The sequence below is a fragment of the Arthrobacter sp. R4-81 genome (assembly GCF_054792365.1).
In genome coordinates this window covers 267332-291405 of sequence record NZ_CP096445.1, presented here as the reverse complement: position 1 = coordinate 291405, position 24074 = coordinate 267332, and the positions used below count along the sequence as shown (strand labels likewise).

Sequence of the window (24074 nt, the reverse complement as noted above, 5' to 3'; positions counted from 1 at the left end):
GCAACAGGGCGGAGAAATCCTCGACATCCGGAGGGCAGCGACGGTAGACCTTAACGATGGCTACCTTCGGATTTCACGCGTCGCATGAACAGATCAGTCCAGGCCAGCTGCTGAAGGACGTCCAGCTCGCAGAGCAAGCGGGGTTCGACGCCGCAATGTGCTCCGACCACATCGAGCCCTGGTCAGCAAGCCAAGGGCATTCCGGCTTTGCATGGTCCTGGCTGGGGGCAGCACTCGCCACCACATCCCTTCGCTTCGGTGTCGTCACAGCACCTGGCCAGCGCTATCACCCCACGATCATTGCCCATGCCTCAGCAACCCTAGCGGACATGTTTCCCGGCAGGTTCTGGCTGGCCCCCGGGTCCGGCGAAAACATGAACGAGCACGTCACCGGTGATCCCTGGCCCCCGAAAGAGATCCGCCAGCAACGGTTGGAGGAGTGCGTTGAGATCATTCGTCGCCTGCATGCGGGTGAGGAAGTCACGCACCACGGAGTGGTCACGGTGCAACAGGCAAGGCTCTGGGATGTTCCGGAGATCAAGCCCTTGCTGATCGCGCCTGCCGTGAGTGTGGACACTGCGCGTCGTTCCGCGGCGTGGGCTGACGGGCTGGTCACCGTCAACCAGCCCGCTGAAAAGCTCCGGGAAATGCTTGCGGCGTACCGGGACAACGGCGGCCAAGGTAAGGCAGTGCTTCAGGTGCATCTGTCCTGGGCGGAGCGGGAAGAAGATGCCGTGGCCATAGCCCTGGACCAGTGGCACTCGAACGTCTTCTCGCCGCCGGTGATCTGGGACCTGCCTACAGCAGCGCATTTCGACGGCGTCAGCGCGGCCGTGGGAGAGGAACAGATCCGCAAGGTGGTGAACGTCTCGGCGGACACAGCCCAGCATGCAGCCTGGCTGCAGGAATACGTGGACCTTGGCTTTGACGAGTTGTATCTGCACTTCGTCGGCCAGCATCAGGAACCGTTCATCAACACCTTCGCCGAACGGGTCCTGCCCGAACTCCGGGGATCCAACGCCGGTCCCCTAAATTCAGTCACTCTTGACGGCTCTGTCACCCTGGACCAGGAGGTTTCGCCGTGAGACTCGCTCAAACTTCTGATCTCTGGTGGAAGAACGCCGTGATCTACTGCGTGGACCCCGAAACTTTCTTCGACAACGACGGCGACGGCATCGGCGATTTCGGCGGCCTCACGCAGCGTGTGGACTATCTGGCCGCTTTGGGTGTGAGCTGCCTCTGGCTCATGCCCTTCTATCCCTCCCCCGACCGGGATGACGGCTATGACGTCACGGGCTTTTATGGCGTGGATCCGCGCCTGGGAACGCTGGGGGACGTGGTGGAGTTCATCAGGGCAGCCAAGGACAGGGGAATGCGGGTCATTGCCGACTTCGTCATCAACCACACCTCTGACCAGCACCCCTGGTTCAAGGAAGCCCGCAAGTCGGTGGACAACCCATACCGCGACTACTACGTCTGGCGCAGCGATACTCCGCCTGACACTTCTGACCAGGTGGTCTTCCCCGGAGAGGAAACCGCCATCTGGACTCAGGACTCAGCCACGGGTGAGTGGTACCTGCACATGTTCGCCAAGCACCAGCCGGATCTCAACGTGGCAAATCCCAAGGTCAGGGACGAAATCGCCAAGTCCATGGGCTTCTGGCTGCAGGTTGGACTGGACGGTTTCCGGCTGGACGCAGTTCCGTTTTTCCTCGAGCTGCGCGGAGAACCGGAGGACGAGGCCGCAAGGACCGATCCCCACGACTACCTGAGCGCCCTGCGCAGCTTCCTCAACAGGCGCAACGGGAGCGCAGTACTGCTGGGAGAGGTCAATCTGCCCTACAAGGAGCAGCTGAAATACTTCGGCGGGCCCGAGGGCAATGAACTGAATATGCAGTTCGACTTTCTGACAATGCAGAACATGTACCTCTCCCTGGCACGGGAAGACGCACGTCCCTTAGCGAAATCGCTGGCTGGCCGGCCTGCCATCCATCCGGACAACCAATGGGCCATGTTTGTGCGCAATCATGACGAGCTGACCCTGGATAAGCTCAGCGATACCGAACGCGCAGAGGTGTTTGCGGCCTTCGGACCGGACGAGGACATGCAGATGTACGGGCGGGGACTTCGTCGCCGTCTGCCCACCATGCTGAACGGTGATCCGGCCAGGATCCGCATGGTCTATTCTCTGCTGTTCTCCTTGCCGGGCACCCCCGTGCTCTTCTACGGTGAGGAAATCGGCATGGGCGAAAACCTCGAGATCAAGGGGCGGGGCGCAGTCCGCTCCCCTATGCAATGGAACGACACACAAAACGGCGGCTTCTCTACTGCCCCCGCGGACCAGCTGGTGGCACCGCTCGTCGAAGGCTACTTTGGGCCAAAGAACGTCAATGCGGCCGGCGCCAAACGCGATCCCGGCTCGCTGTGGAACTTCATGGCCACACTCATCCAGCGCTACCGGGAAAGTCCCGAGTTGGGCTGGGGCCGCTTCGAGGTAATCGAGCAGCCGCATCCACGGGTTCTGCTCCACCGCTGCACCAGCGATGGTTCCACCCTGGTTCTGGCCCACAACATGGGCTCCCAACCTGCGGCCCTGATAGCCAGCGTGGCATCACCTAATGAGCCCGAACGAAGCTACGGGGGGACGGTCCTGCTGGACCTGCTGGACGGGGAGGACATCGAGGTGGAGGACGACGGCGGGTTCGAACTCCAGTTGGACCGTTACGGCTTCCGGTGGTTCAGGCTCCAGCACCCGGAGGACCGCCGGATTCTGTAACCGCGGCGGGTTCCTAAACGGCGATCAGGTCGCCACCAGGCAGCGCCCGGGAGATGGGCCCCGTCTTCTGAGCTCGCAGAAGGGGCCACACGACGTCGTGTCCTCCAACCTGCAGAATCAGGCCCTGGGGACTGACTGGACGGTACAACACCTGCCCAGTCGGCCTTCCGGCCTCCGGGTTTTCTATCGCGACGTCGACACGTTCGTTCGGTTCACCCTCTCCGGCAGGAGCCAGGTAGGCCACTACCGAGCTGCCTTCAGGGAAGGCCCGGCCATAAGACGAAAGATCGCTCTGGACGGGTTGAAAGAACTCAATGTAGGCCCGCCCGTCGGTTCCCGGCTGCAGTTTACCCTTCACCGCCTCGGTGACGTTCACTATCAGTACGATGGACGTCGTCCCCTGCGCCTGGTCATTTTGCGGGTAGTAGAGGGTTCGGCCCTCCCGGACGCCCGCGACCGTTCCGGAAATTACCAACTCGCTGACCGTTGCCAGTTCATCCGGAGATTGAAAAGGATCATAGTCACCAGTTGAGCCGTTGCCTGCGAAAGCGTTGAGCGTATCCTCCTCGACGTATGCTTCCCGACCGTCGGTACCGGACGAGCCTGAATCCGGCAGGACAGCAGTTGGCGTGTCCGACGGCGCACATCCGGCGAGCAGCAGTGCCGCAGCAACCAGCCCGGCCATTAGGCGCCTGCCCCGATCTTTGAACCCGATCACCGTTTCCCCCTGCTGGTCCCGTTCCAGTGCCATTGCCCTGAAGTGTCCGGCAACACCAAAAAGGTTTCAAGCGGGCAGAAACCCAAGAAACAAGTGAGGCGCAGAAACCTAACCCAGCGCTTACCGTCGTGAAACGCCTTGGCAATAATGGGGCGGCAGACTGGAAGTGCCGGAACAGCCGGCGCCAGCTCCAACCAGGAGGCCAGCAATGTTAAAGGAAGCCAAAGCCCACATAACCCGCGTTCGTGCCCTCGACCAGTTGCACCGTGGCGACGAGATTGAAGCCCGCCTCTCAGTAGGTCCCGGCTATGACGACGTCGTAATCCGCCGAGGGAGGGTTCAGGAGACAGCGCCGGGTATCGGCGTCGTGTGGATCATGGACCACGTCAGCGGAATGCGTAAGGCAATCAGCGCAGATGAATGCAGTGTGTGGCGGGTTGCTTGAGGCACTTTGCGGCTTCCGTTGACAGCTCAACCCTTCCGCCGGCAGTTCAGCCGCCGGCCACGGACTGGATGACCAGCACTTCCTGTCCAGCAGCCACCTTTGTATCAAGACCCTGCAGACGCCGGACCTCATCCCCGTTCACGTAAATATTCACGTAGCGGCGGAGGGCACCGGTTTCATCCCGCAGCCGCCTTCCGAGCACCGGATAATCCGCGGTCACCGCGTCCAGCAACGACGCCACAGTAACCGCTCCGTCTACGGGCGCAGTCAGTACGGACTGCCCGCCGGCGAGTGGCTGCAGAACGCTGGGCAACAACACGCTGATCTCACTCATTGACTCACCTCAGGAATCCTGCCTGGATCCTTACCCCGCTTGGGCAACCACCGCGGCCCGAACGCACAACACGTCGGGCAAATGCGATGCGACCTCGCTGAACGTTTCGCCCTCATCGGCGCTGGCATAGACCGAACCGCCGCGGGTTCCGAAGTACACCCCGGCGGGTTCCGCGGAATCCACGGAGGCAGCGTCACGGAGCACCGCGTTGTATTCACCGTGCGGCAACCCGGAATCCAAACGCTTCCAGGAATCGCCGGCGTCGTCGGTTCGGTGCACGGCGAGATTCCCGTCCGGCGGAATTCTCTCGCCGTCGGCCTTGAGGGGAACCACCCAGGCGGTACCCTCCCTTCGCGGATGCGTCAGCATCACGAATCCGAAGTCGGCCGGGAGCCCGTCCGCGATGGATTCCCACGTGTCTCCGTTGTTATCCGTTCGGTAGACGCCGTGGTGGTTCTGCGCGTACAAGCGGCCCTCGACGGCGGGATCAGCAGCTATCTTATGGACGCATTGACCGAATTCCGGATTGGGATCAGGCATGAAATAGGCGGAAATTCCCTTGTTCCGGGGCTTCCAGGAGCTTCCGCCGTCGAGTGAGCGGTAAACACCGCCTGTACTCATGGCGACATGAACGTTGTCTCCGGACGGATTGACCACGATGGAGTGGGCGGCCGCGCCCCCGTAGCCGGCTCCCCATTCTCCACGATGGGGATGGTCCCACAGCCCCCGGTTCAGCTCGAAGTGCTCGCCGCCGTCGATAGATTTCCACACCGAAATGGGCTCGGCGCCAGCCCAGACCACACCCGGGCGGGATTCTGCATCAGGGTAGATCTGCCATATACGCTCCAAGGCCGCGTCGGTGCCTTCGGGAAACTTTATGGCGCCTTGCTCGGGCTCGGTCCAGTTTTCACCAAGATCATCGGAGTGGGCGACAGTTGGCCCCCAGTGCTCTGAACGAACGCCCACCATGATCCTGGTTCTGCCGTCCCGGGTGTCGATTCCGATGCTGGGAATCTCACTCATCAGGAAATGGGGGCCGGAAAGGGACCATTGCTTCCGGTCTTGGCTGTTCGCCAGCCAAAGGCCCTTTTTGGTTCCGATCGCCAAGATATAACGCTCTGCGGTTGCCATGCCCACCATGCAACCACTCCGGCCGGAAGGAGGCAATGGTTTCCAAGCACCTGCGGCGGTAGATCAGTCGACGAACTCCGATTGCGTCTCAATGAAGTCCCAGTCGGCTTCAGTCAGTACATTCCTGGGCGAGTCGGGGTGCGGTCCGCCTGCTTCGGCAATCCCCTGAAGCACCGGAAGCGGGAGTTCCTCGGCGCGCAGGTTCTCGCGGAGCCACTCTTTGCTGTCAAGATCCAGATCAAGCCACCACATAAAGATTTGCATCAATATCCACCTCTCCTATGCCTCAACGTTAGGCCGGTTGACGGCGGCGGACAATGTCCGGCGAGGACGACGCCTCCGCGTCAGGAATGCAGTCTACGCTTGCTGTCCGGTGCGGATGTATGGAACCACTATTGCTCCTCGCAGGACGCCTGGGATTCCGCTAAACATTGACAATCGTCGATATTCAGGCAAATACTATCCATATTGAAAATCATCAATGTACGGCAAGCGCAGAGGAGGTGAGCGGGGTGCCCGAGGGATGCTGTGGCGATGGTTGCTGCGATGAGACCGGCTGCTGCCGGTAGGCCAGCCAGTAACGGCCTGCCGCCACACTTCGGCGGCAGGCTTTTCAAGTGTTCCCGCGCCCGGCTGTACTCTTCCGCTGCTGTTCAAGCTGGATCGGCAGGGCCACAATGAGGGTATGTCCCCGGAATCTTCCAACGGCCAGCCTCCCTTGGTGGTCGGCCTCCTTCCCGGACAGCACCCCGAGGTGCTGAGTACGGCTGCCGCCCTGGCCGGGAAGCTCGATGCTCACTTGATCTGCAGCTATGTGGACGAGGCAAGCTACCTGGTGGAATGGGATCCTGCCCGCTCCGCGCACAGACTGTCCTTGCACCCCGACGCCGACGACGCCGAAATCCGCTCTGTGACGGAGGAGCTGCAAACCAGGGTATCCGCGGCCTGTGAGGACAAGGGCATCACGTGGTCCTTGCGCATCCTTGCCGGCGATCCTGCCCGCGCTCTGGGCAGGCTGGCCGCAGAGGCCCATGCTTCCATGATTATCGTGGGAACCAGTGAACGTGGACTCGTTCACAGAATCTCCGAGGTGCTCAATGGTTCGGTGGCCGCCTGGCTCAGCCACCATCAAGATCACCCCGTCCTGGTGGTGCCTCCCCACACTGGGGCGCACAGGGAAATCCCGGACTAACACCCACCACCAACCCACCAACCTAATTTGCAGGCACTCCGGCCGCTTGTGTTGGTGCCTCCCGAGGTACCTGAAGCGCATTGTGTAAATAAAGTGAAAGTAGTAATTCCGGGTGCTGGTATGCGCCAGCATCGGACAGTATGCTGGAATTCGCAGGCACAAAGAAGAGCCTGCCCATAGACGGCTCCGGAGTGCGTATCCCCCAATAACGCACTCCGGAGCTCTTTTTTGTCCAGCGATCGGTTCGCATACCCCTAGGGGGTACTTGACCCTATACCCCCTATGGGTATACCTTGGCCATATGAACGCACCTGAAGAAGCTGTCACAGGCCTTGCGGAGGCAGAGCCCCAGCCTCAACACGGCTATACCTCCAACAAGGAGGCGTATTTGCGCCGGCTCAAGCGCATCGAAGGGCAGGTCCGCGGAATCGCGCGGATGGTGGACGAAGACAAGTACTGCATTGACATCCTGACTCAGGTTTCTGCCGTTACGAAGGCCTTGCACGCCGTCAGCCTTGGATTGGTTGAGGAGCATATCGGGCATTGCGTAGTAGGCGCTGCTGGTGAACCTGACGCTGCTTTGCGTGCAGAAGCAATCGAATTCAAGGTGAAGGAGGCCACCGATGCCATCGGGCGCCTGCTGCGGTAGCGGCAATCAAACCCATCACACCGTCCGGCTGATGAACCACAGCGCGCCGGCCGACTCCAACGCGAAGGACCCAACCATGAGCCCTGTTTCCACCATCGTCAACGTATCCGGCATGACCTGCGGCCACTGTGTCTCGGCCGTCAGCGAGGAACTGGAGTCGTTGGACGGCGTGGAAGACGTCGACGTCGACCTCAACGCCGGAGGCATCTCCACCGTCACTGTGACTTCCGAGAGGGAGCTTTCGGCATCGGAGATCGGCGAAGCCGTGGCGGAAGCCGGATACCTGGTGGTTGCTACTAACGCCTGAGAGCGTACTGCTCCCGCGACGCCGCCACGCCCGCTTCAGCCTGAACCACAATCCCCGAGGACACCACCGTGAGTAATGAGCAATTGCTGAACCAGCCCGGAGGCCGGGTGATTGAACTTGATATCGAGGGGATGACCTGCGCGTCCTGCGTCAGCCGTGTGGAACGGAAGCTGGGCAAGCTCGACGGCGTAGAAGCCTCAGTCAACCTCCCGCTGGAGTCCGCCCACGTCACAGTCCCGGACGGCATCACAGACGAACAGATCACGGCCCAAGTAGCCTCAGCCGGCTACAAAGCAACCATCCGAAAGCCAACGCGTTCAGGCAGCGTCGAGCCCGAAAGAGACGAGGTTTCGGTTCCGACCGAGCATGCCGAGCATGTGACCGGTGGCGCTGCGGAAGCACTTAGGCCTCGGTTGATCGTCGCAGCCATCCTCACGGTGCCGGTGTTCGTGATTTCGATGTTCCCGGCTTTCCAGTTCGCCAACTGGGGCTGGGTTGTGGGCGTTCTCGCTCTGCCCGTTGTCAGCTGGGCAGCGTGGCCTTTCCATCGCGCCGCCGCTATCAACGCCCGCCACTTCGCCTCCACCATGGACACCCTTGTTTCCATCGGAGTGATTGCCGCCTACGCCTTTTCGGCCTGGCAATTGCTCATGGATCCACGTATGACCGAACACGTCGGCATGGCGGAGATGGAGACAGGTGGGCTCTATTTTGAAGTCGCGTCAGTGGTCACCACCTTCCTCCTGCTCGGCAGGTATCTGGAAGCGAATGCCAAGCAAAGGGCCGGGGATGCCCTCCGGACGCTCCTCAATCTTGGCGCCAAGGATGCAACAGTGCTCGAAGGCGGAGCCGAATACCGCATTCCAGCAAGCCAACTCGTGGTGGGAGACGTTGTCGTCGTCCGGCCGGGCGAGAAAATTGCCACTGACGGCGAGGTGATTGATGGCGTATCTGCCGTTGACGCCTCCTTGGTCACGGGCGAATCGGTGCCGGTGGAGGTGGCTCCCGGCAGCCTGGTTACGGGCGCCACAATCAACACTTCGGGGCGCCTTTTGGTGCGCGCCACCCGGGTGGGCTCTGAAACCACCTTGGCCCAGATGGGACGGCTCGTTTCCCAGGCCCAGACTGGAAAGGCGCCAATCGCACGCCTCGCAGACCGAATCAGTTCCGTGTTTGTACCCGTCGTCCTGGTCATCGCCGCAGTCACGTTCGGGCTGTGGCTGCTGGCTGCGGGGCCCCAAATCTCAGACGACGAGGTGCGGGCAGCCTTCACGGCCGCCGTCGCAGTATTGGTCATCGCATGCCCGTGTGCCCTTGGACTCGCAACGCCGGTGGGACTGCTGACGGGCACAGGCCGCGGGGCTCAGCTGGGCATCCTGATCAGGGGCCCGCAGGTCCTCGAGGACACCCGGACCGTGGACACCATCCTGCTGGACAAAACCGGAACGGTCACCACGGGTCAACTTGCGGTGGACTCAGTCCAGGCATTCGGCGAACATTCTGAAGCAGACGTTCTGCTCCTGGCCGGCGCGGTGGAGGCCGCGTCAGAGCACCCCATCGCCCATGCCGTCGCCGCTGCCGCGCGCTCTACTGTTGGAGCCGGACGGCTGGCTGACAGCACTTCACTTCCCACGGGTAACGACGACGGCGGACGGCTGCCCGCCGTCGAGCACTTCGCCTCCGCTCCTGGCGGAGGGGTTCTGGGAACAGTTGAAGGACGAAAAGTGGTGGCGGGCCGCACCGGGTGGCTCCAGGAGAACGGCATGCCTGTCACTTCGGAGCAGCGGAACGCCCTCAGGACTGCAGAGGAGTCGGGTGCCACCGTTATCTGGGTGGCGGTGGACGGAGAAGTGGCAGGCATTATCGCCCTTCGCGACACCATCAAGCCTGGTTCCGCCGCTGCCATCGAGCGGCTGCGGAACCTGGGGTTGCGCCCGGTCCTGCTGACCGGCGATAACGCTGCCGTGGCCGCTCAGGTGGCTGCCGACGTCGGGATTCATTCGGAGGATGTGTACGCCGGCGTTACACCGGAGGGCAAAGTGGACGCGGTCCGCCAGCTGCAGGTTGCCGGAGCAACAGTAGCCATGGCCGGCGATGGCGTGAACGACGCCGCTGCACTGGCACAGGCCGATCTTGGGATTGCTATGGGTTCGGGAACTGACGTTGCCATCGAGGCGGCTGATCTCACCGTGATGGGCAACGACCTCGGGCAGGTCGCCCAGGCAATCGAACTCTCCCGCCGCACACTGTCCACCATCAAAACGAACCTGTTCTGGGCGTTTTTCTACAACGCAGTTGGAATTCCGGTAGCCGCTCTGGGCCTTCTTAACCCCATGATCGCGGGTGCCGCCATGGCTGCCAGCTCCGTACTGGTGGTGGCGAACTCGCTGAGGCTGCGTCGGTTCGGCGCAAGGGATCGCCAGCCCAAGTAAGGTCCACGCGCCGCTTGATCAGGCAGTGCCGTAACGGATGGCTGCCTTCGCCCTGGCCTTGGCAGCTTCTTCGGCACGGTCCTTCGCCGGGGCATGCGTCACCAGGGCGTCGAGGAGGTGCTCAGTGATGTGGGCGATCTCGTGCACAGCCCTGTTGAACGCCTCTTCATTGGCTTTGGACGGCTTGGTGCTCCCACTGATCTTGCGCACGTACTGGAGCGCAGCGGCCTGAACCTCATCCGGCGTGGCGTGCGGTTCGAAGTTATGCAGGGTCCTGATATTGCGGCACATAGCTCCATGCTAGGCTCTGGAACGCCTAGGATCGACCCCCCGGAAGCCACGTCCCCGCCCCTCACCCGCCACCCGGATAACACGAAATGCCGGCAAGGGATGGGGGAGCAGTGTATGGGGAGCGGTGCCCATCGACACGCTTTGGGATGCGGGATAGCTTCTAGGTAATGGATCTTCCGGATCAGCCGGAGGCCGCTGGGGATGCCGATTGTTGAATCGAATCCGTTGACAAGAAGGAGATAATCATGGCCATTTGGGGTGCAGATGTACAGTCGCTGCGGGACTTGGGCAGCAAGCTGCAGCGGGGCTCCGAGGAGATCCAGCAGACGAAGTCCACGCTTACCGGCTTGGTCCAGAACGTCGACTGGAAGGGCCCGGACGCCGAAGCTTTCAAGAATGACTGGAACGGGGAGCACACCGCCGCGCTGACCAAGGTCATCAACGCTCTCCAGGAGGCCGGCACCAAGGCCAGGAACAACGCCCAGGCTCAGGAAAGCACTTCCAACGCTCACTAGGCTTCAAAGCAGGATGGCCCGGACGCTCAGCGTCCGGGCCATATTTTTTTCTGCCTACTTTTTTGCCAGCGATTCGGTCGTGGGAGCGGTGCGGCACAAAGGTTCGACGTCGTTCGCGTGGTCGAGAACCTGGGCAGCCAGCGACGCCGCCGCATCCGGATGCGGCTGGGCGGCGAGCCGGAGCTCGTCCAGGCGAACAAGAATCACGCCGCCAACAATCAGTGCGCCGCCCAGCAGCTGGATGGGACCGGGAAGTTCACCCAGCAGCAGCCAGGCCCAGATAACAGCGAACAGCACTTCCGTCAGCGACACAAACGAAGCAACTTTTGAGCCCAGGGCGCGGGCAGCCATAACGCCCGCAACATACGCCAGCACGGTGGCGAGGACTACCAATCCAGCCACCGACACCCACCATGGTGTGATCCAGGGACCCAGTTTGGTATCGGCGGTACTAAAGGTCATGGGCAAAAGTCCGGTCGCGGCGGCTAGCCACATTACTGCCGCACCCACCATCAGACCGCTGGACGCCAGGACAATGGGGGGCAGGCTGTCGTTCTCCTTGGCGGTGATAAAAAAGTAGATGGCGAGGCAAACAGCTGCAGCCAAGCCCCACAGAACTCCGATGAAGTCGATCTTCACAGCTCCGGTGAGATCCAGGACGAGGACCAGCCCACCCAGGGAGAGCAACGTGCCGGCAATCGTCAGAGGCCGCGGACGCCGGCGGCTGGCGACCCACAGCCACAGCACTATCAGCACTGGTGCCAGGTATTCGAGCAGCAGGGCAACACCCACCGAGAGTCTTTCGACTGCGTTGAAATAGAAGAGCTGGCAGGCGGCGACGCCGATCAGTCCAAACAAGAGAATGGTGACCCAGTTGTCCTTCAGCTGATGCCAGCGGCCATGAAGTGCAGGGATGGCCGGGATTGCGAGGATCAGGGCCGCTCCGGTAAGCCGTGCCGTAACAGCGGCGCCAGGAGTCCATCCGGTTTCAAGCAAAGCCTTGCCGAAGGACCCTGAGAGTCCAAAAACAGCAGAGGAAAACAGAGCAACTCCTAAGCCGGACGCCAAAAAACCCGTAGCCGCCCGAGGCTGGCGTGCATCTTTCGCGGTGGCCGGGATGGAGTTGTTTGCGGCAGGCACAGACTGCCTCCTGTCAGGAGTAAAGTGGGGTAATGGTCATTACATTACGCTCAGCCCGAGTAAGGAGTCAAGGTGATCTTTGCCCCTGACACAGAGGTGGCTCTCCGCACCGTCGTCAACCTCATCAATAGCGCTGCCAACGGCGAGGAGCATCTGGCCACCATTGAGCAGCTGGATGCCTTTCTTGAAGCTGAGGGGTTCAGCGGTTCCAGAACCCGCGACGGGGCCGAACTGGCCAGCATCCACTCACTCCGAACAGAACTGGCAGAGGTGTGGGAGGCAGACGAGAATGCCGCCGTCGCCACTGTTAACCGGCTTCTTCGTGACGCCAAGGCCCTCCCCCAACTGATCAAACACGATGGCTGGGACTGGCATCTCCATGCCACCACAAGGGAAGCGCCACTCTCAGACAGGATGAGCACGGAGGCGGCAATGGCCTTGGTGGATATTATCCGCAGCAAGGAAATGGACCGGATGCTGGTCTGCGCTGCCGAGGATTGCGATGCTGTGGTGCTGGACCTGAGCCGTAACCGCTCAAAGCGCTACTGCGATACCGGAAACTGCGCCAACCGGGCGCACGTTGCGGCCTATCGCGCCCGCCAAGCTGCGACATCCAGCTGACAGATCCGTTCGACGGGCAGTGCTACAGGCGGTCAGCTTCCGGCCCATCGGAGGTTTCAGCGCCGGCGGCTCCGGAAGCGCCGCTACCTGAACCTGCGCGGTAACCGCCGTGACCGCCCGGTTTTTTCGAACTGAGATTCACGCCGGATCCTTTACCCAGGTGCTCGGCATTGTCCTTGTAGCTCATGGACAGCATGGCCGCGATGACGAGGGTAACGATGAAAGCAATCCCGGCGCCCGTCAGGGCAAGATCGAAACGGGGCGAGCGTGAGCTTCCCCCCGAGGCGAAGATGAGAACAGCAACAAACGCCACCACAGCCCAGAACGCAGAGAACATCAGCGGTCCCTTCACCGAGGTCCGCAGGTTGCGCGGCTCTCCTGGTTTCTGGTCTGGCACGATGATTCCTCCACTGACTTGTCGTCACGTTCAACACAAAATTTTCTACACGAGGTAGAAGCCTGTTCCTAGTTTACGGCCTTTACGGAAACAGCACGCGCATCGTAGCGGAGAGTCAATCCGGCCAGGATCCACAGAACACCGGAAATAATGGCGCCTCCTCCGGCGACTCCCAACAGGGCGTGCGCGCCGAGGGAGATGAAGAACGGCAGTGCGACCGCGGTTCCCACGCCAACAACCCCCGAGATAGCCCAGTCACGCCCTAGTGGATGCCGGCGATAGCGGATGCCGACGTACAGCTCAACCGCCCCCACTACAGTCAGTGCCAGTGCCGCAAACACTCCGAACATCAAGTCTCCGGGCAGGAACAGCAAAGCAACTCCGGCTCCGGTCATGATTGACGGACCCGCCGCAAGGAGCCGGCCTGGCAGCTCATCCCGCCTGAAACCGGTTCTTCTGACCGACCACAGGAGCGCCAGTCCGGTTGCCACCAGATACAGCCCTCCGGCACCGCCCAGGACCAGCACCGATGGCTGGGCCCAAAAGATGGTCACCGCACCGAAGGCCAGCGCGACACTTGCCCTCGTGAGAACCGGCTTCCACAGGTCAGCCGACGGGACAGGGGCAGCAGGCTCGGCGGGAGTTGCAGGTACAGTCACGGGTCCAGTTTAGTGCGGCCAGGAGAGCGTCCGGACCGAACGAGTGCCCCGTGCGTCAGTGTGAGCCAAGGACCATCCAGCGGTCGCCGCGGGCGCGCAGTGCGAGCGTGACAGCGCGGGCCAGCATGTAGCCCAGCGCAAAGGCAACCCAGAGCCAAACCAGCCCCGCCACGCCGTCGGCCGCCCAGAACACGACAGACAGAAGCATCGGCACATAAAAGACCAGATTAACGACGCCGGCAATCGCCAGGTACTTCGCATCGCCGGCGCCGATGAGGACACCGTCAAGAACGAAGACGTAGCCCGCCAGGGGCTGCCCCAAGGCGAGGACCCACAAGGCCAGCGTCAGAGCTGAGCGGACATCGTGGTCGGAAGTGAACAAAGCGCCAGCCCAGGGGGCCGCGACTGCCAAAAGGACTCCCGTCAGAACTCCAAAGCCCACACCCCAACGGACCATGGTTGCCGTAAGCTGCCGCGCTTTAGCCGCCCGGGCAGCGCCCAGTTCCTTCCCGATCAGGGCCTGTGCGGCGATGGCGAGGGCATCGAGTGCGAAGGCAAAGAAGGTGAAGATGGTCATGGCCAACTGGTGTGCTGCCAGGTTTACGGGTCCCTGGGACGTGACGACCAGGACTGTAGCCAGGATGGCCACACGAAGGCTGAGCGTCCGCAACATCAACCAGGAACCGATCGTCGTCATGGCTCGAATACCGCTCCAGCTGGGGAGGAGGGAGATCCCGTGCTCGCGCCCTTTCCGTTGAAGCTTAATCACGTATACGAGAGCCATGGCCCACTGCGCGATGCTTGTACCTACGGCCGAACCCATCACTGACAAGCCGAGACCGTACACCAGCCCAAGGTTCAGGACGATATTCAAACCGAACCCTGCGGTAGCCACAAGTAACGGCGTTCTGGTGTCCTGCAAGCCGCGCAGAACCCCGGTTCCCGCAAAGATGAGCAGCATGGCTACAAGCCCGGGCATGGACCAGCGGAGGTAGTCACCAGCGAAGTCCAGGACTGCACCCCGCGCTCCCATCAATTCCAGAACCGGCGTTGCGAAGACAGACCCTGCGGCAGCCAGTATGGTCCCGAGACCAACAGCAAGCCATACTCCATCACGTCCGGCAGCCAGTGCCTTCGGTAGTTTCCCGTCGCCGATTGCCCGTGCCACCGCCGGAGTCGTGGAGTAGGCAAGAAAAACCATCAAACCTACTGCCGTATGGAGAACTGCCGAAGCCAGTCCCACTCCGGCCAGCTCGGCCACGCCCAGGTGTCCGACGATGGCGGAGTCGGCGAGGAGGAACAGCGGCTCGGCGATCAAAGCTCCAAACGCGGGCACTGCCAACCGCAAGATCTCACGGCGGTGACCAGTGACTGGCTCGGGCCGGGTCACGGAAGGCGTTTTTGGCACGGATTTAGCCTAGCGGCATGCTTTGCGCCACAGGTACCGAAATTTAGTTGACAGTTCAAGTATTGATGCGGAAGACTCGGAGGCTGAACCAACCGCAAGGCTTGGCAGTCAACCAACTGACGGCACGGCCCCTACGAAACGGTGATAAGAATATGAACCAGTCCATCATGACCACAACGGCCCAGACCGCCCTGCGCGTTATTGCAGGTTTTCTCTTCGCTGCCCATGGTTGGCAGAAGTTCAGTGAGTTCACCATTGCTGGAACCCAGGCTTCCTTCGCAAAGATGGGCGTTCCCGCTGCCGACCTCGCCGCCCCCGTTGTGGCCTCCCTGGAACTGGTTGGCGGAATTGCCCTCATCCTTGGGGTTTTGACCCGCGTCTTTGCAGCCCTCCTGGCCCTCGACATGCTCGGTGCGCTCTTCCTGGTACACGCCCCCGCGGGTGTATTTGCCGCTGCTGGCGGCTACGAACTGGTTCTGCTCCTGGCAACCTCCGCCGCTGCTGTTGCCCTGACCGGTGCCGGCAGGCTTTCAGTGGACAATGCCACTTTCGGCCGGAGCCGCAGCAAACTCAGCGTGCTTGCTTAGCCTGCTTTAGCCCGTGCTGGGTTGGCCTCCAGGTAGGCAACCCCATAGGCCAGGACAACGACGACGGCGGGTCCAGTCACCTTTGCGGTGGCGGGCCGCCGTCGCCGGTTAAACGTTCCCGGCAAGCTTCCGATCGAGGGCTCCTGCTTAGCCCTAATCGTGAGATCCGAACAAAAACTAACAGGAATGAACCAAAAAGCCTTGACGTTTGAAACGATCCACTGATAAACCTTGGTTCCAATGCATGGTGGTTCCGCGCCATTCCGATGCCACAGGTCTCCCCCAACCATGCAGCACCTTCAGTTCCTGGAAAAGGACTGACTGCAACACAGATTGAAACGTTCCACAGCCCGACAGTGTGGTTTGGCATATCCACGCGCCATCAAAGGAGATGTTCGTGAACTACCCCTCTCAAGATCCGCCAGGGCAGGATGTTGCACGCCCAACCCGACACAGGCCAGCCAAGCCCGGACAGAGCCCGTTCCGGCCTGACCCTGCCGGGCAGAGTCCGGCACCAGTCCATGCGACCCGTTCCAGGGCTGCCGCGAGCAGCGCCAAGGTTCTCACGGCGGCCGCTGCGGCGGTGGCCATTGCCTTTACAGGTCTTCCCGCCGTCCATGCCGAAACCGGGCTTCCGGCCGCGGGCTCGGGATTCCATTTCGATTTCGGCCCCGGGGCGACGGAAGAGGGCTACACGCAGGTAAATGCCGCCCAAGCCTACAGCCTTGAATCAAAATTCGGGTTCACCAACACCTCCGTCACTACCGGAGAGGACCGCGGCACCCCCGATGCCCTGCGTTCCGACTTTGTGCAGGCACAAGGAAGCAGCTTTCTAGTGGACCTGCCCAACGGGGACTACACCGTAAAGCTCATCGCCGGTGATTCTGCTGCCGCCACCAACATTGCAATTACGGCTGAAAAAATCGCCAAGGTGCAGCTCACGGACAAGCCAGCGGGCCAGTTCCTCGAAATGGAATTCCCTATTTCCCTCGTCGACGGTCAACTGAACCTGGACTTCACCGGAACGGCTGCCAAGATAAACTCCCTGGTCATCTCTGCCCGCCAACCGCGCAGCGCGACTGCCGATCCGGGTGTCTACCTTGCCGGCGACTCCACTGTTCAGACCTACGATCCCGGCTTTGCGCCCCAGGCCGGATGGGGCCAGATGATCGGGCGCTACTTCGACGAAAAAGTGACGTTCTACAACCACGCCATCGGCGGCCGCAGCTCCAAGAACTTCATCAGCCAGGGCCGCCTGGACGAGATCCTGAGAGTCATCAACCCCGGCGACTACCTGATGGTGCAGTTCGGCCACAATGACGCGACAGTAGGCGTCGATGATCGCTACGCCTCACCGGCCGACTATAAGGAGTACCTGCGCACCTATGTCAATGGAGCCCGGCAGCGCAGCGCGACTCCTGTTCTGGTGACCCCGGTGGGCCGCCGGGACTTTGACGAGGCTACAGGCAAATTCAATGTCAGCTTCCCGGAATACGTTGAGAAGATGAAGGAACTGGCCGCCGAGGAAAACGTTGCGCTGGTTGATCTTTCCTCCCTCAGCCGCGCCTACTATGACGAAATCGGCCCGGAAGCCACCAAATCCGTCTTCCTGCACGTTGACGCCGGCGTCTACCCGAACCGCCCCAACGGAACCGTGGACAACACCCATTTCCAGGAGTACGGCGCAATTCACATCGCCCGTCTGGTAGCCGGTGGCGTAAAGGGACTTAACATTCCCCTTGCCTCGAGAGTCAAGGAAATCACACCCCCTTCCGCCGTTCCTGCCAAGCCCGTGGGCCTGGTCGCGGGGAGTGTTTCCAACGCGGGCGCCCTGCTCAAATGGCAGCCCGCTGAAGGCGCTGACATCTACAAGATCTACCGGAAACTGGCAGCAGAACCGGAGTCGGCCTACAAACTCGCCACAACCTCCACCGTCCCCACCACGAATCTTTCAGGGCTGGCCGAAGGTACTTCTTATACGGTTCGCGTCACCGCGACGAACGGAAAGGGAGATTCCGAACCCAGCGACCCCTTGACGGTCACTACCAAAGAGGCCAAGTACCGTTTCGATTTCGGCCCGGTCGGTGCCCCTGTGGAGCCGAACTACACCGAGGTAAACCGCACCATGGCCTACAGCAAGGAGCGGGGCTTCGGTTTCAAGGACCTCTCGGTTCTCTCTGACCGGGACCGCGGCAACGTCACCACTGCGCTGCTCCGCGACTTCGTGCTCAGTGGCACCAGCTTCGAATTCCAGCTCGACGTCCCCAACGGCACCTACGCCCTGAAGACCTACCACAGCGACTGGATCGGCTCGACGCGTACGGACGTCGCGGTCGAAGGAAAGGGTTATGGACAGGTATCCTCCAGCCGTGCCTCTTCCGCCACAAAGATCATCAACCAGGTCCTCGTCACCGACGGCCAGCTCAACCTGACCATCAGCGGGTCCGGCCAGAGGCTGAACGGGCTCGAAGTGACACCGCTGCTCATCGGACCGACGAACTTGCGGGCGACAGGCGTCGACGCTGCAGCGGATCCTCCCGCCGTCGAACTGGCCTGGGACGCGGTAGGGGACGCCGCAAGCTACCGGGTTTTCCGGCAGGCATTTTACGAAAGCCAGCCGACTCTGGTGGCTGAGAACGTCTCCACGCCCGGATTCAAGGACATCACCGCCTTCGCCGGACTCCCCTACAAGTACCACGTCACCGCTGTTGACAACACCGGCCTGGAGTCCGTTCCCTCCAACGTTGCGGACGTTTCCCTCACTGACCCGAACACTCCCCTCCCGGCCGCACCTGCGAAGGTGGACGTGAAGGGTATTGAAAAGACCAGCGTGAGCCTGAAGTGGCAGAAAGTTACTGGCGCGACGGCGTATCACGTGTACCGTTCGACGTCCCCGGAAGGCACTTTCAGCTTTGTGGGACGCTCGAGTGAGGTGGACTTTACTGACCATTCGGTGCTCACCACCATCAGGTACTACTACCGGGTATCAGCCATCAACAAGGGCGGGGAGTCCGCTCCTTCGCTTGTGATCGGCACAGAGAAGGTCACCATTGTGAACCGTCAGATGGAGAATCTGGACCGTGCACCTGTGGCCATGCTGACCGATCAGGGAGTACGGGTGGGCTGGCGAATGCTCGGCCGCGACTCCCAAAGCATCGGCTTCCACGTGATCCGTGACGGCGTCCAGCTAACGGTTGATCCCGTCAAGGACAGCACCACCTATCTGGATGCGGCAGGCACGGCGTCATCCAAATACGTCGTCAAGGCCGTGGGCAACGGATCTGATCAGCTGACAGCGGAGTTCACGCCCCTGGCCCAGGACTATCTGGCCATCAAACTGGACAAGCCAGCCAACGATTACACCAAGGACGGGCAGCCCTACAGCTATTCGGCAGGAGATGCCACGGTGGCGGACCTGGACGGCGACGGCACGTACGAGGTCGTCCAGATGTGGTCCCCGTCCAACTCCAAGGACAACTCCCAGGCAGGCTACACGGGCACCGTCTACATCGACGCCTACAAGATGGATGGCACCAAACTCTGGCGGATCAACATGGGTCCCAACATCCGCGCCGGGGCGCACTACACGCAGCTGCTCGCCTACGACTTCGACGGCGATGGCAAGGCCGAAGTCGCAATGAAGACGGCTGACGGAACTCGGGACGCCGCTGGAACGGTGATCGGAAACCCCAACGTTGATTACCGCAGCAGCGCCGGGTATGTCCTGACTGGCGACGAATTCCTGACCGTCTTCCACGGCCAGACCGGCACCATCATGGACACGGTCAAGTACGATCCGCCGCGAGGTGACGTCGCAGCCTGGGGAGACGGGTACGGCAACCGGGTTGACCGCTTCCTGGGTGCCGTGGCTTACCTCGACGGCGAACGGCCGTCCATGATGTTCAGCCGCGGCTACTACACCCGCACGGTACTTGCCACGTATGACCTGGTGGATGGCAAGATCGTCAAACGCTGGATCTTTGACTCCGACTCCGCCGGCCCGCAGTATGCAGGGCAAGGGAACCACAACCTGTCCGTTGCCGACGTGGACGCGGACGGCAAGGATGAGTTCGTTTTCGGTTCAATGACCATCGACGACGACGGCAAACCGCTCTACTCCACCCGCCTTGGCCACGGGGACGCCATCCACACCAGTGACCTTGACCCGTCCAGGCCCGGCCTGGAGACGTTCGCGGCGCACGAAGACATGCGAGCTAGCGGAAACCGCGGCGCCACCTTCCGTGACTCCGGAACAGGTGAAGTTCTCTGGAGCATCCCCGCGGCCAAGGACACAGGACGGGCCGCTGCAGGCGACGTGGATCCGCGGCATGCCGGTGCCGAAGGCTGGGCAATCGGCGGAGACGCCGCCTGGAACTCACCGGTTGGGCAGTTGCGTTCTGCAAAGGGAGAGCTGCTTTCGGAGAGGATCCCGGCCGCCAACTTCCTTGCCTGGTGGGACGGAGACCTGCTGCGTGAGATTGTGGACCACGACTGGAACGCGACCACTAACAGCGGAACACCCACCATCGCGAAGTGGAACTGGGAGACCCAGGCAAGCGACAGGCTGCTCACGGCCGCCGGGGCGAAATCCAACAACAGCACCAAGGGAACGCCGGCCATCCAGGCTGACCTCCTGGGTGACTGGCGGGAGGAAATCGCCTGGCCGTCAGCGGACAGCACGGAACTCCGGATCTACACCACGTCCGCATCCACGGACGTCCGGCTCCGCACCCTGATGCACGATCCTGTGTACCGGCTCTCTGTTGCAAGGGAGAACATCTCCTACAACCAGCCACCGCATCCCGGGTTCTTTATCGGCATGGGGATGCAAACACCGGCGATGTCGGACATCGTGTATACCGGAACCCGGTAGCCAAGGGTGCCGTAACCAGGCAGAGCGCAACCTGAAAGGGCTGCCCCACCGTTTTGGTGGGGCAGCCCTTTTTGTCAAAACACGTTGGCCTCAAAGCCTGCTGGTGTCAAAACCCGCTGGCGTCAAAACCCGCCACCGGCGTCGGCTGCCATATTCGCAAACCGCGAATAGTGCCCCTGGAAAGCAACCACGATGTCCTTGGTGGGACCGTTACGGTGCTTGGCCACCAGGATGTCTGCTTCCCCTGCGCGCGGGGACTCTTTGTCATAGACGTCTTCGCGGTGCAGCAGAATTACCATGTCGGCATCCTGCTCGATGGATCCTGATTCACGCAGGTCAGAAACCATGGGCCGCTTGTCCTGTCGCTGTTCCGATCCACGGTTCAGCTGGGAGAGGGCAATCACCGGCACTTGAAGTTCCTTCGCCAGGAGTTTCAGCGCACGGGAGAATTCAGATACTTCCTGCTGGCGGGACTCCACTTTTTTGCCCGAGCTCATGAGCTGAAGGTAGTCCAGGATGACCAGCTTGAGATCGTGCTGCTGTTTGAGGCGCCGGCATTTGGCCCGGATCTCCATCAGGGACATGTTGGGACTGTCGTCGATGAACAGGGGAGCATCGTTCATGCGACCCATGGTGGTGGCGATCTTGGACCACTGTTCGTCCTTGATGGTGCCCTTGCGGAGATCCTGGAGGCCGATGGTTGCTTCGGCCGAGAGGAGCCTCATGGCGATTTCGTTCCGGCCCATTTCCAACGAAAACATCACTGTGGCCAGATTGTTCTTGATGGCTGCCGAGCGCGCGAAGTCCAGGGCGAAGGTTGACTTTCCCACTGCAGGGCGGGCAGCGATGACAATCATCTGGCCCGGATGAAGTCCATGGGTCAGCTCGTCGAGCTCGTAAAAGCCTGTGGGCACCCCTGTCATTCCTTCGCCGCGGTGACCCGAGGCCTCGATTTCGTCAACCGTTGACTCCATGACGTCCTTGAGGACCACGTAGTCTTCGGCAGTCCGGCGTTCAGCCACGGCATAAACCTCGGCCTGTGCCTGGTTGACGAGGTCTTCAACCTCACCGTCCTGTCCGTAGCCAAGCTGGACGATCTTGGTACCTGCGTTGACGAGGCGTCGCAGAACGGCGCGTTCGGCAACGATCTCGGCGTAGTAGCCGGCGTTCGCCGCGGTCGGAACCGTCTGGATAAGTTCGTGGAGGTACGCCGGGCCGCCGATGCGGTTGATCTCACCGCGCTTGGTCAGTTCATCGGACACCGTGACGGCATCAGCGGGCTCGCCGCGGCCGTAGAGGTCGATCACTGCTTCATAGATGGTTTCATGGGCCGGCCGGTAGAAGTCCTGGCCGCGGAGGATCTCGACGACGTCGGCGATGGCGTCCTTGGACAGCATCATGCCGCCAAGTACTGATTGCTCAGCCGGAATGTCCTGAGGCGGTTTGCGGCTGCCTTCCGCGCTCCGAGTGCCCTCGATTGAGTCCAGGTGCGTAACTGACAAAGCTGCCGTCCTCCATAGTGCGCTGTGTGCACAGAACTCCAACACAGCCGCGCGTAAACCATCTGCCCTTCGGCGCCACGTCTTTAGCAGACAGTCCTAACCGGACCGCCTTCACCAGACCGTCTCACCTCACGGTGGGCTCTCTGCCAGTGGTATCAGCCGGCTACGACAGTTTTTGCGATCCCGCCCTAGTGCGGTTATCCCCATTTGGCACAGAGTTATCCACAGAACAGCCCACAAAAAGCCAAAATAAGGCCTTCAGTGAGCCGTCCTTTGCATTGGAAGACACTTTTTGGCACCCAAAATTTCGGGTATTCCGCAACGGTAGTCTGCTGTGGAGAAAGCACCAAGCGGGGCTTTGTCCACGCCTGTGGATAACCTGTGTACTACCTGTTCCTGCTTGTGCACAGCCTGTGGGGGAAACTGTGGAAACAAAAAATCTTTGCTCAACCCTAAGGCTCTGACCTGCGCAAACGTCAGACTGCAGCTGTGGATGAAAAGTTTTTTATTCAAAGCTTCATCCACAGCTTGCACCTTGGCCTCTGGGGAAAGACTCCGGCACGGAGGCATAGAAGCGGCAAAACGGCAACCCGGACGATGCCGTCCGTTCTGGCTGCGTTCCATTTCAACAACTGTCGCCGCACTTCCTTTATGCAAGCCGCGGAATATGCTGTGGATAACAGCCATCTGGCATAAGCTCTAAATATGGGCGATGTACTGCAAGTCATACTGCCGGCCGTAATTATGGTCGCAGTTCTATGGGGGCTCTCCACCGCCTTAAGGCCGCGGAACCCCGGCATCTCAGACGCCGAACGCTATCAGCTGGATCTGGCCATGCGCTCCCAAGCCCACTATGCCAAACAGGTTCAAGCTGCAGAGGCCCTAAGGGCACGTGTGGATGCCTCCACCCGTCCAAGTCAGAACGAACAACAACAATCGCAGCAGAGGGATAATGCCCGGGACAGGGCGCAGCATGCGCACGCCTCAACTGGCAGCGGATACCATGCACCGGTCCTCCCAGGAGGCCAACTGAATCCCCACTTCGAGCTCGAGCTGCAAGCCCTGGCACGGAGCGGGCACAAGATTCAAGCCATCAAAATGCTGCGCGAAGCCACCCGCTCAGACCTCCGTACCGCCAAGAATTACATAGATCGGCTGTAGTCCATGGAATCGCTAGTGATCCCCGTCGTTATCTTGCTCATCGTCGGAGCCGGTGTTCTGTTGGCCAGCCGCGCCTGGAACGGCAGGGCCCGTAACGCCTCAAACTCCGGGGGCCAGACCCCTATGACCCAGCTGGAACTGGCGCGGGCTGCGGCAGCCAAGCTTACGGAGGACGAGCACCGCCGGCTGTACGCACTCATTGCGCAGGGGCAGGCCATGGCAGCCATCAAGCTCTACTACGAAGCCGCTGGAGAGGGCCTGCGTGCCTCACGTGACGCCGTCGGCGCCCTGGCTGCCCACCCGCAGCCCTTCCGCGCTCCCGCCGCAGAACAGCCGGAGAGGGACGAGGACGACGACGCGCCGCAGCGCTTCGCCTATCGCTACCGGGCTATCGCCAGCAAAGGCGACGTGACCCGTGAGGTGAGCAGCAACATGCTCAACGACGAAATCTATGGCCGGATCCGGACCCTTGCCAAAAGCGGAGATACTGAGGGGGCTGCCCTGGCCTTAACCCGCCACTCGGATATCACCATCAAGCAGGCCCGGGAATTCATCGACCTCCTGGACGACTAGCTTTAGAAGTCGAAGAGGTCTCCGAGCCAGCCTTCCTTTTTCTTGGGCCGCCGGCGGTCGTAGTCCCGGTCGTACCCTTTTCCGTAGTTGCGGTCGTGGCCGCGGTCATCGTAGCGGGGTTGCTCCGGGCGGTAGCGCTCTGACCTGTCATTCCGGCGGGGATCCATGTTGTAAAGCGGCGGAGGAACGATGCCCGCCGGGGGCATGGGAGCAGGCGGTGCCGCCGGAGCCTGCCCGGTTCCCATCTCGGCGGCGCGGTCAATGATCTTGTCCAGCTCCCCACGGTCCAGCCACACACCGCGGCACTGCGGGCAGTAGTCAATCTCCACACCGCTGCGTTCGCTCATTATCAGGTCAATTGAA

At 61.4% G+C, this 24074-nt stretch carries 23 protein-coding genes and 2 pseudogenes; 14 read left to right on the top strand and 11 right to left on the bottom strand.

Annotated features, from left to right (window positions below; genetic code table 11):
* The first annotated feature begins 56 nt into the window (after positions 1-56).
* Entirely contained in the window at positions 57-1085 is a 1029-nt protein-coding gene (locus tag M1E05_RS01445) for a TIGR03885 family FMN-dependent LLM class oxidoreductase (protein ID WP_458112528.1), read from the top strand.
* Positions 1082-2776, top strand: a complete 1695-nt coding sequence (locus M1E05_RS01440) for an alpha-amylase family protein (RefSeq protein WP_461164219.1) — start codon at positions 1082-1084, stop codon at positions 2774-2776. Before M1E05_RS01445 ends, M1E05_RS01440 begins: the two co-directional genes overlap by 4 nt.
* A gap of 13 nt (positions 2777-2789) precedes the next feature.
* Here M1E05_RS01440 and M1E05_RS01435 read toward each other — a convergent pair whose 3' ends face one another.
* The gene (locus M1E05_RS01435) at positions 2790-3527 is read right to left on the bottom strand and encodes a hypothetical protein (protein WP_461164218.1); all 738 of its coding nucleotides are present in this window, start codon (positions 3525-3527) and stop codon (positions 2790-2792) included.
* Between the two features lie 175 nt (positions 3528-3702).
* Here M1E05_RS01435 and M1E05_RS01430 point away from each other — a divergent pair, with 175 nt between their 5' ends.
* Positions 3703-3939, top strand: a complete 237-nt coding sequence (locus M1E05_RS01430; RefSeq protein ID WP_247048541.1) for a hypothetical protein — start codon at positions 3703-3705, stop codon at positions 3937-3939.
* A gap of 46 nt (positions 3940-3985) precedes the next feature.
* Here M1E05_RS01430 and M1E05_RS01425 read toward each other — a convergent pair whose 3' ends face one another.
* From M1E05_RS01425 to M1E05_RS01415, 3 genes are read right to left on the bottom strand one after another with little or no spacing between them, the layout of a single operon-like run.
* Entirely contained in the window at positions 3986-4273 is a 288-nt protein-coding gene (locus M1E05_RS01425) for a MoaD/ThiS family protein (RefSeq protein ID WP_461164217.1), read from the bottom strand.
* A gap of 30 nt (positions 4274-4303) precedes the next feature.
* Complete coding sequence (locus tag M1E05_RS01420; RefSeq protein WP_458112533.1) at positions 4304-5413, bottom strand: WD40/YVTN/BNR-like repeat-containing protein; 1110 nt, start codon at positions 5411-5413, stop codon at positions 4304-4306.
* A 54-nt stretch (positions 5414-5467) separates the two neighbouring features.
* On the bottom strand, positions 5468-5668 hold the full coding sequence (locus M1E05_RS01415) for a hypothetical protein (protein ID WP_247048544.1): 201 nt from the start codon (positions 5666-5668) through the stop codon (positions 5468-5470).
* Between the two features lie 421 nt (positions 5669-6089).
* Here M1E05_RS01415 and M1E05_RS01410 point away from each other — a divergent pair, with 421 nt between their 5' ends.
* From M1E05_RS01410 to M1E05_RS01395, 4 genes are all read left to right on the top strand, one after another.
* The gene (locus M1E05_RS01410; RefSeq protein ID WP_458112534.1) at positions 6090-6596 is read left to right on the top strand and encodes a universal stress protein; all 507 of its coding nucleotides are present in this window, start codon (positions 6090-6092) and stop codon (positions 6594-6596) included.
* Between the two features lie 301 nt (positions 6597-6897).
* Positions 6898-7245, top strand: coding sequence for a metal-sensitive transcriptional regulator (locus tag M1E05_RS01405; RefSeq protein WP_458112535.1), 348 nt, complete (start codon positions 6898-6900; stop codon positions 7243-7245).
* Between the two features lie 76 nt (positions 7246-7321).
* Positions 7322-7552, top strand: a complete 231-nt coding sequence (locus M1E05_RS01400) for a heavy-metal-associated domain-containing protein (protein ID WP_461164216.1) — start codon at positions 7322-7324, stop codon at positions 7550-7552.
* A gap of 68 nt (positions 7553-7620) precedes the next feature.
* Positions 7621-9984 (top strand): heavy metal translocating P-type ATPase, encoded by a 2364-nt coding sequence (locus tag M1E05_RS01395; RefSeq protein WP_461164215.1) that lies wholly within the window; start codon positions 7621-7623, stop codon positions 9982-9984.
* 18 nt (positions 9985-10002) lie between these two features.
* On the opposite strand, the gene M1E05_RS01390 is transcribed toward M1E05_RS01395, so the two are convergent.
* Positions 10003-10275, bottom strand: coding sequence for a DUF2277 domain-containing protein (locus M1E05_RS01390; RefSeq protein ID WP_247048560.1), 273 nt, complete (start codon positions 10273-10275; stop codon positions 10003-10005).
* A gap of 245 nt (positions 10276-10520) precedes the next feature.
* On the opposite strand from M1E05_RS01390, the gene M1E05_RS01385 reads away from it, so the two are divergent.
* Positions 10521-10790 carry a WXG100 family type VII secretion target gene (locus tag M1E05_RS01385; RefSeq protein WP_458112538.1) on the top strand — a complete coding sequence of 90 codons (270 nt, stop codon included), beginning with the start codon at positions 10521-10523 and terminating at the stop codon, positions 10788-10790.
* 54 nt (positions 10791-10844) lie between these two features.
* Here the strand turns inward: M1E05_RS01385 and M1E05_RS01380 are convergent, their stop codons facing one another.
* Positions 10845-11930 carry an EamA family transporter gene (locus M1E05_RS01380; RefSeq protein ID WP_461164214.1) on the bottom strand — a complete coding sequence of 362 codons (1086 nt, stop codon included), beginning with the start codon at positions 11928-11930 and terminating at the stop codon, positions 10845-10847.
* A 72-nt stretch (positions 11931-12002) separates the two neighbouring features.
* On the opposite strand from M1E05_RS01380, the gene M1E05_RS01375 reads away from it, so the two are divergent.
* On the top strand, positions 12003-12551 hold the full coding sequence (locus M1E05_RS01375) for a CGNR zinc finger domain-containing protein (RefSeq protein ID WP_461164213.1): 549 nt from the start codon (positions 12003-12005) through the stop codon (positions 12549-12551).
* Between the two features lie 22 nt (positions 12552-12573).
* Here M1E05_RS01375 and M1E05_RS01370 read toward each other — a convergent pair whose 3' ends face one another.
* The 3 genes from M1E05_RS01370 to M1E05_RS01360 all read right to left on the bottom strand — a co-directional run bounded on the left by M1E05_RS01370 (position 12574) and on the right by M1E05_RS01360 (position 15015).
* Positions 12574-12948, bottom strand: a complete 375-nt coding sequence (locus M1E05_RS01370) for a hypothetical protein (RefSeq protein ID WP_458112541.1) — start codon at positions 12946-12948, stop codon at positions 12574-12576.
* A 68-nt stretch (positions 12949-13016) separates the two neighbouring features.
* The gene (locus M1E05_RS01365) at positions 13017-13607 is read right to left on the bottom strand and encodes a hypothetical protein (protein ID WP_461164212.1); all 591 of its coding nucleotides are present in this window, start codon (positions 13605-13607) and stop codon (positions 13017-13019) included.
* A 55-nt stretch (positions 13608-13662) separates the two neighbouring features.
* Positions 13663-15015, bottom strand: a complete 1353-nt coding sequence (locus M1E05_RS01360) for an MATE family efflux transporter (protein WP_461164211.1) — start codon at positions 15013-15015, stop codon at positions 13663-13665.
* A 152-nt stretch (positions 15016-15167) separates the two neighbouring features.
* On the opposite strand from M1E05_RS01360, the gene M1E05_RS01355 reads away from it, so the two are divergent.
* The 3 genes and pseudogenes from M1E05_RS01355 to M1E05_RS01345 all read left to right on the top strand — a co-directional run.
* Positions 15168-15602: a DoxX family protein gene (locus M1E05_RS01355; RefSeq protein WP_458112544.1), complete on the top strand. Its 435-nt coding sequence runs from the start codon at positions 15168-15170 to the stop codon at positions 15600-15602.
* Between the two features lie 391 nt (positions 15603-15993).
* Positions 15994-17982: pseudogene (locus M1E05_RS01350) on the top strand (GDSL-type esterase/lipase family protein); the annotation flags it as partial.
* 678 nt (positions 17983-18660) lie between these two features.
* Positions 18661-20475 (top strand): annotated as a pseudogene (locus M1E05_RS01345) (rhamnogalacturonan lyase); the annotation flags it as partial.
* 122 nt (positions 20476-20597) lie between these two features.
* On the opposite strand, the gene dnaB reads toward M1E05_RS01345, so the two are convergent.
* Positions 20598-21977, bottom strand: a complete 1380-nt coding sequence (gene dnaB / locus M1E05_RS01340; protein WP_247041818.1) for a replicative DNA helicase — start codon at positions 21975-21977, stop codon at positions 20598-20600.
* 705 nt (positions 21978-22682) lie between these two features.
* Here dnaB and M1E05_RS01335 point away from each other — a divergent pair.
* Entirely contained in the window at positions 22683-23138 is a 456-nt protein-coding gene (locus M1E05_RS01335; protein ID WP_458112546.1) for a hypothetical protein, read from the top strand.
* Between the two features lie 3 nt (positions 23139-23141).
* Complete coding sequence (locus M1E05_RS01330; RefSeq protein ID WP_458112547.1) at positions 23142-23711, top strand: hypothetical protein; 570 nt, start codon at positions 23142-23144, stop codon at positions 23709-23711.
* Positions 23712-23713: 2 nt separating this feature from the next.
* Here M1E05_RS01330 and M1E05_RS01325 read toward each other — a convergent pair whose 3' ends face one another.
* A complete protein-coding gene (locus M1E05_RS01325; RefSeq protein WP_458112548.1) occupies positions 23714-24058 on the bottom strand; it encodes a TFIIB-type zinc ribbon-containing protein in 345 nt (114 codons plus the stop codon).
* Positions 24059-24074: the final 16 nt, after the last annotated feature.

Bases quoted from the DNA above. Each gene is read 5' to 3' on its own strand.
- M1E05_RS01445 (WP_458112528.1), top strand. From the start codon at position 57: ATGGCTACCTTCGGATTTCACGCGTCGCATGAACAGATCAGTCCAGGC.
- M1E05_RS01435 (WP_461164218.1), bottom strand. From the start codon at position 3,527: ATGGCACTGGAACGGGACCAGCAGGGGGAAACGGTGATCGGGTTCAAA.
- M1E05_RS01430 (WP_247048541.1), top strand. From the start codon at position 3,703: ATGTTAAAGGAAGCCAAAGCCCACATAACCCGCGTTCGTGCCCTCGAC.
- M1E05_RS01425 (WP_461164217.1), bottom strand. From the start codon at position 4,273: ATGAGTGAGATCAGCGTGTTGTTGCCCAGCGTTCTGCAGCCACTCGCC.
- M1E05_RS01420 (WP_458112533.1), bottom strand. From the start codon at position 5,413: ATGGTGGGCATGGCAACCGCAGAGCGTTATATCTTGGCGATCGGAACC.
- M1E05_RS01415 (WP_247048544.1), bottom strand. From the start codon at position 5,668: ATGCAAATCTTTATGTGGTGGCTTGATCTGGATCTTGACAGCAAAGAG.
- M1E05_RS01410 (WP_458112534.1), top strand. From the start codon at position 6,090: ATGTCCCCGGAATCTTCCAACGGCCAGCCTCCCTTGGTGGTCGGCCTC.
- M1E05_RS01405 (WP_458112535.1), top strand. From the start codon at position 6,898: ATGAACGCACCTGAAGAAGCTGTCACAGGCCTTGCGGAGGCAGAGCCC.
- M1E05_RS01400 (WP_461164216.1), top strand. From the start codon at position 7,322: ATGAGCCCTGTTTCCACCATCGTCAACGTATCCGGCATGACCTGCGGC.
- M1E05_RS01390 (WP_247048560.1), bottom strand. From the start codon at position 10,275: ATGTGCCGCAATATCAGGACCCTGCATAACTTCGAACCGCACGCCACG.
- M1E05_RS01385 (WP_458112538.1), top strand. From the start codon at position 10,521: ATGGCCATTTGGGGTGCAGATGTACAGTCGCTGCGGGACTTGGGCAGC.
- M1E05_RS01355 (WP_458112544.1), top strand. From the start codon at position 15,168: ATGAACCAGTCCATCATGACCACAACGGCCCAGACCGCCCTGCGCGTT.
- M1E05_RS01335 (WP_458112546.1), top strand. From the start codon at position 22,683: ATGGGCGATGTACTGCAAGTCATACTGCCGGCCGTAATTATGGTCGCA.
- M1E05_RS01330 (WP_458112547.1), top strand. From the start codon at position 23,142: ATGGAATCGCTAGTGATCCCCGTCGTTATCTTGCTCATCGTCGGAGCC.
- M1E05_RS01325 (WP_458112548.1), bottom strand. From the start codon at position 24,058: ATGAGCGAACGCAGCGGTGTGGAGATTGACTACTGCCCGCAGTGCCGC.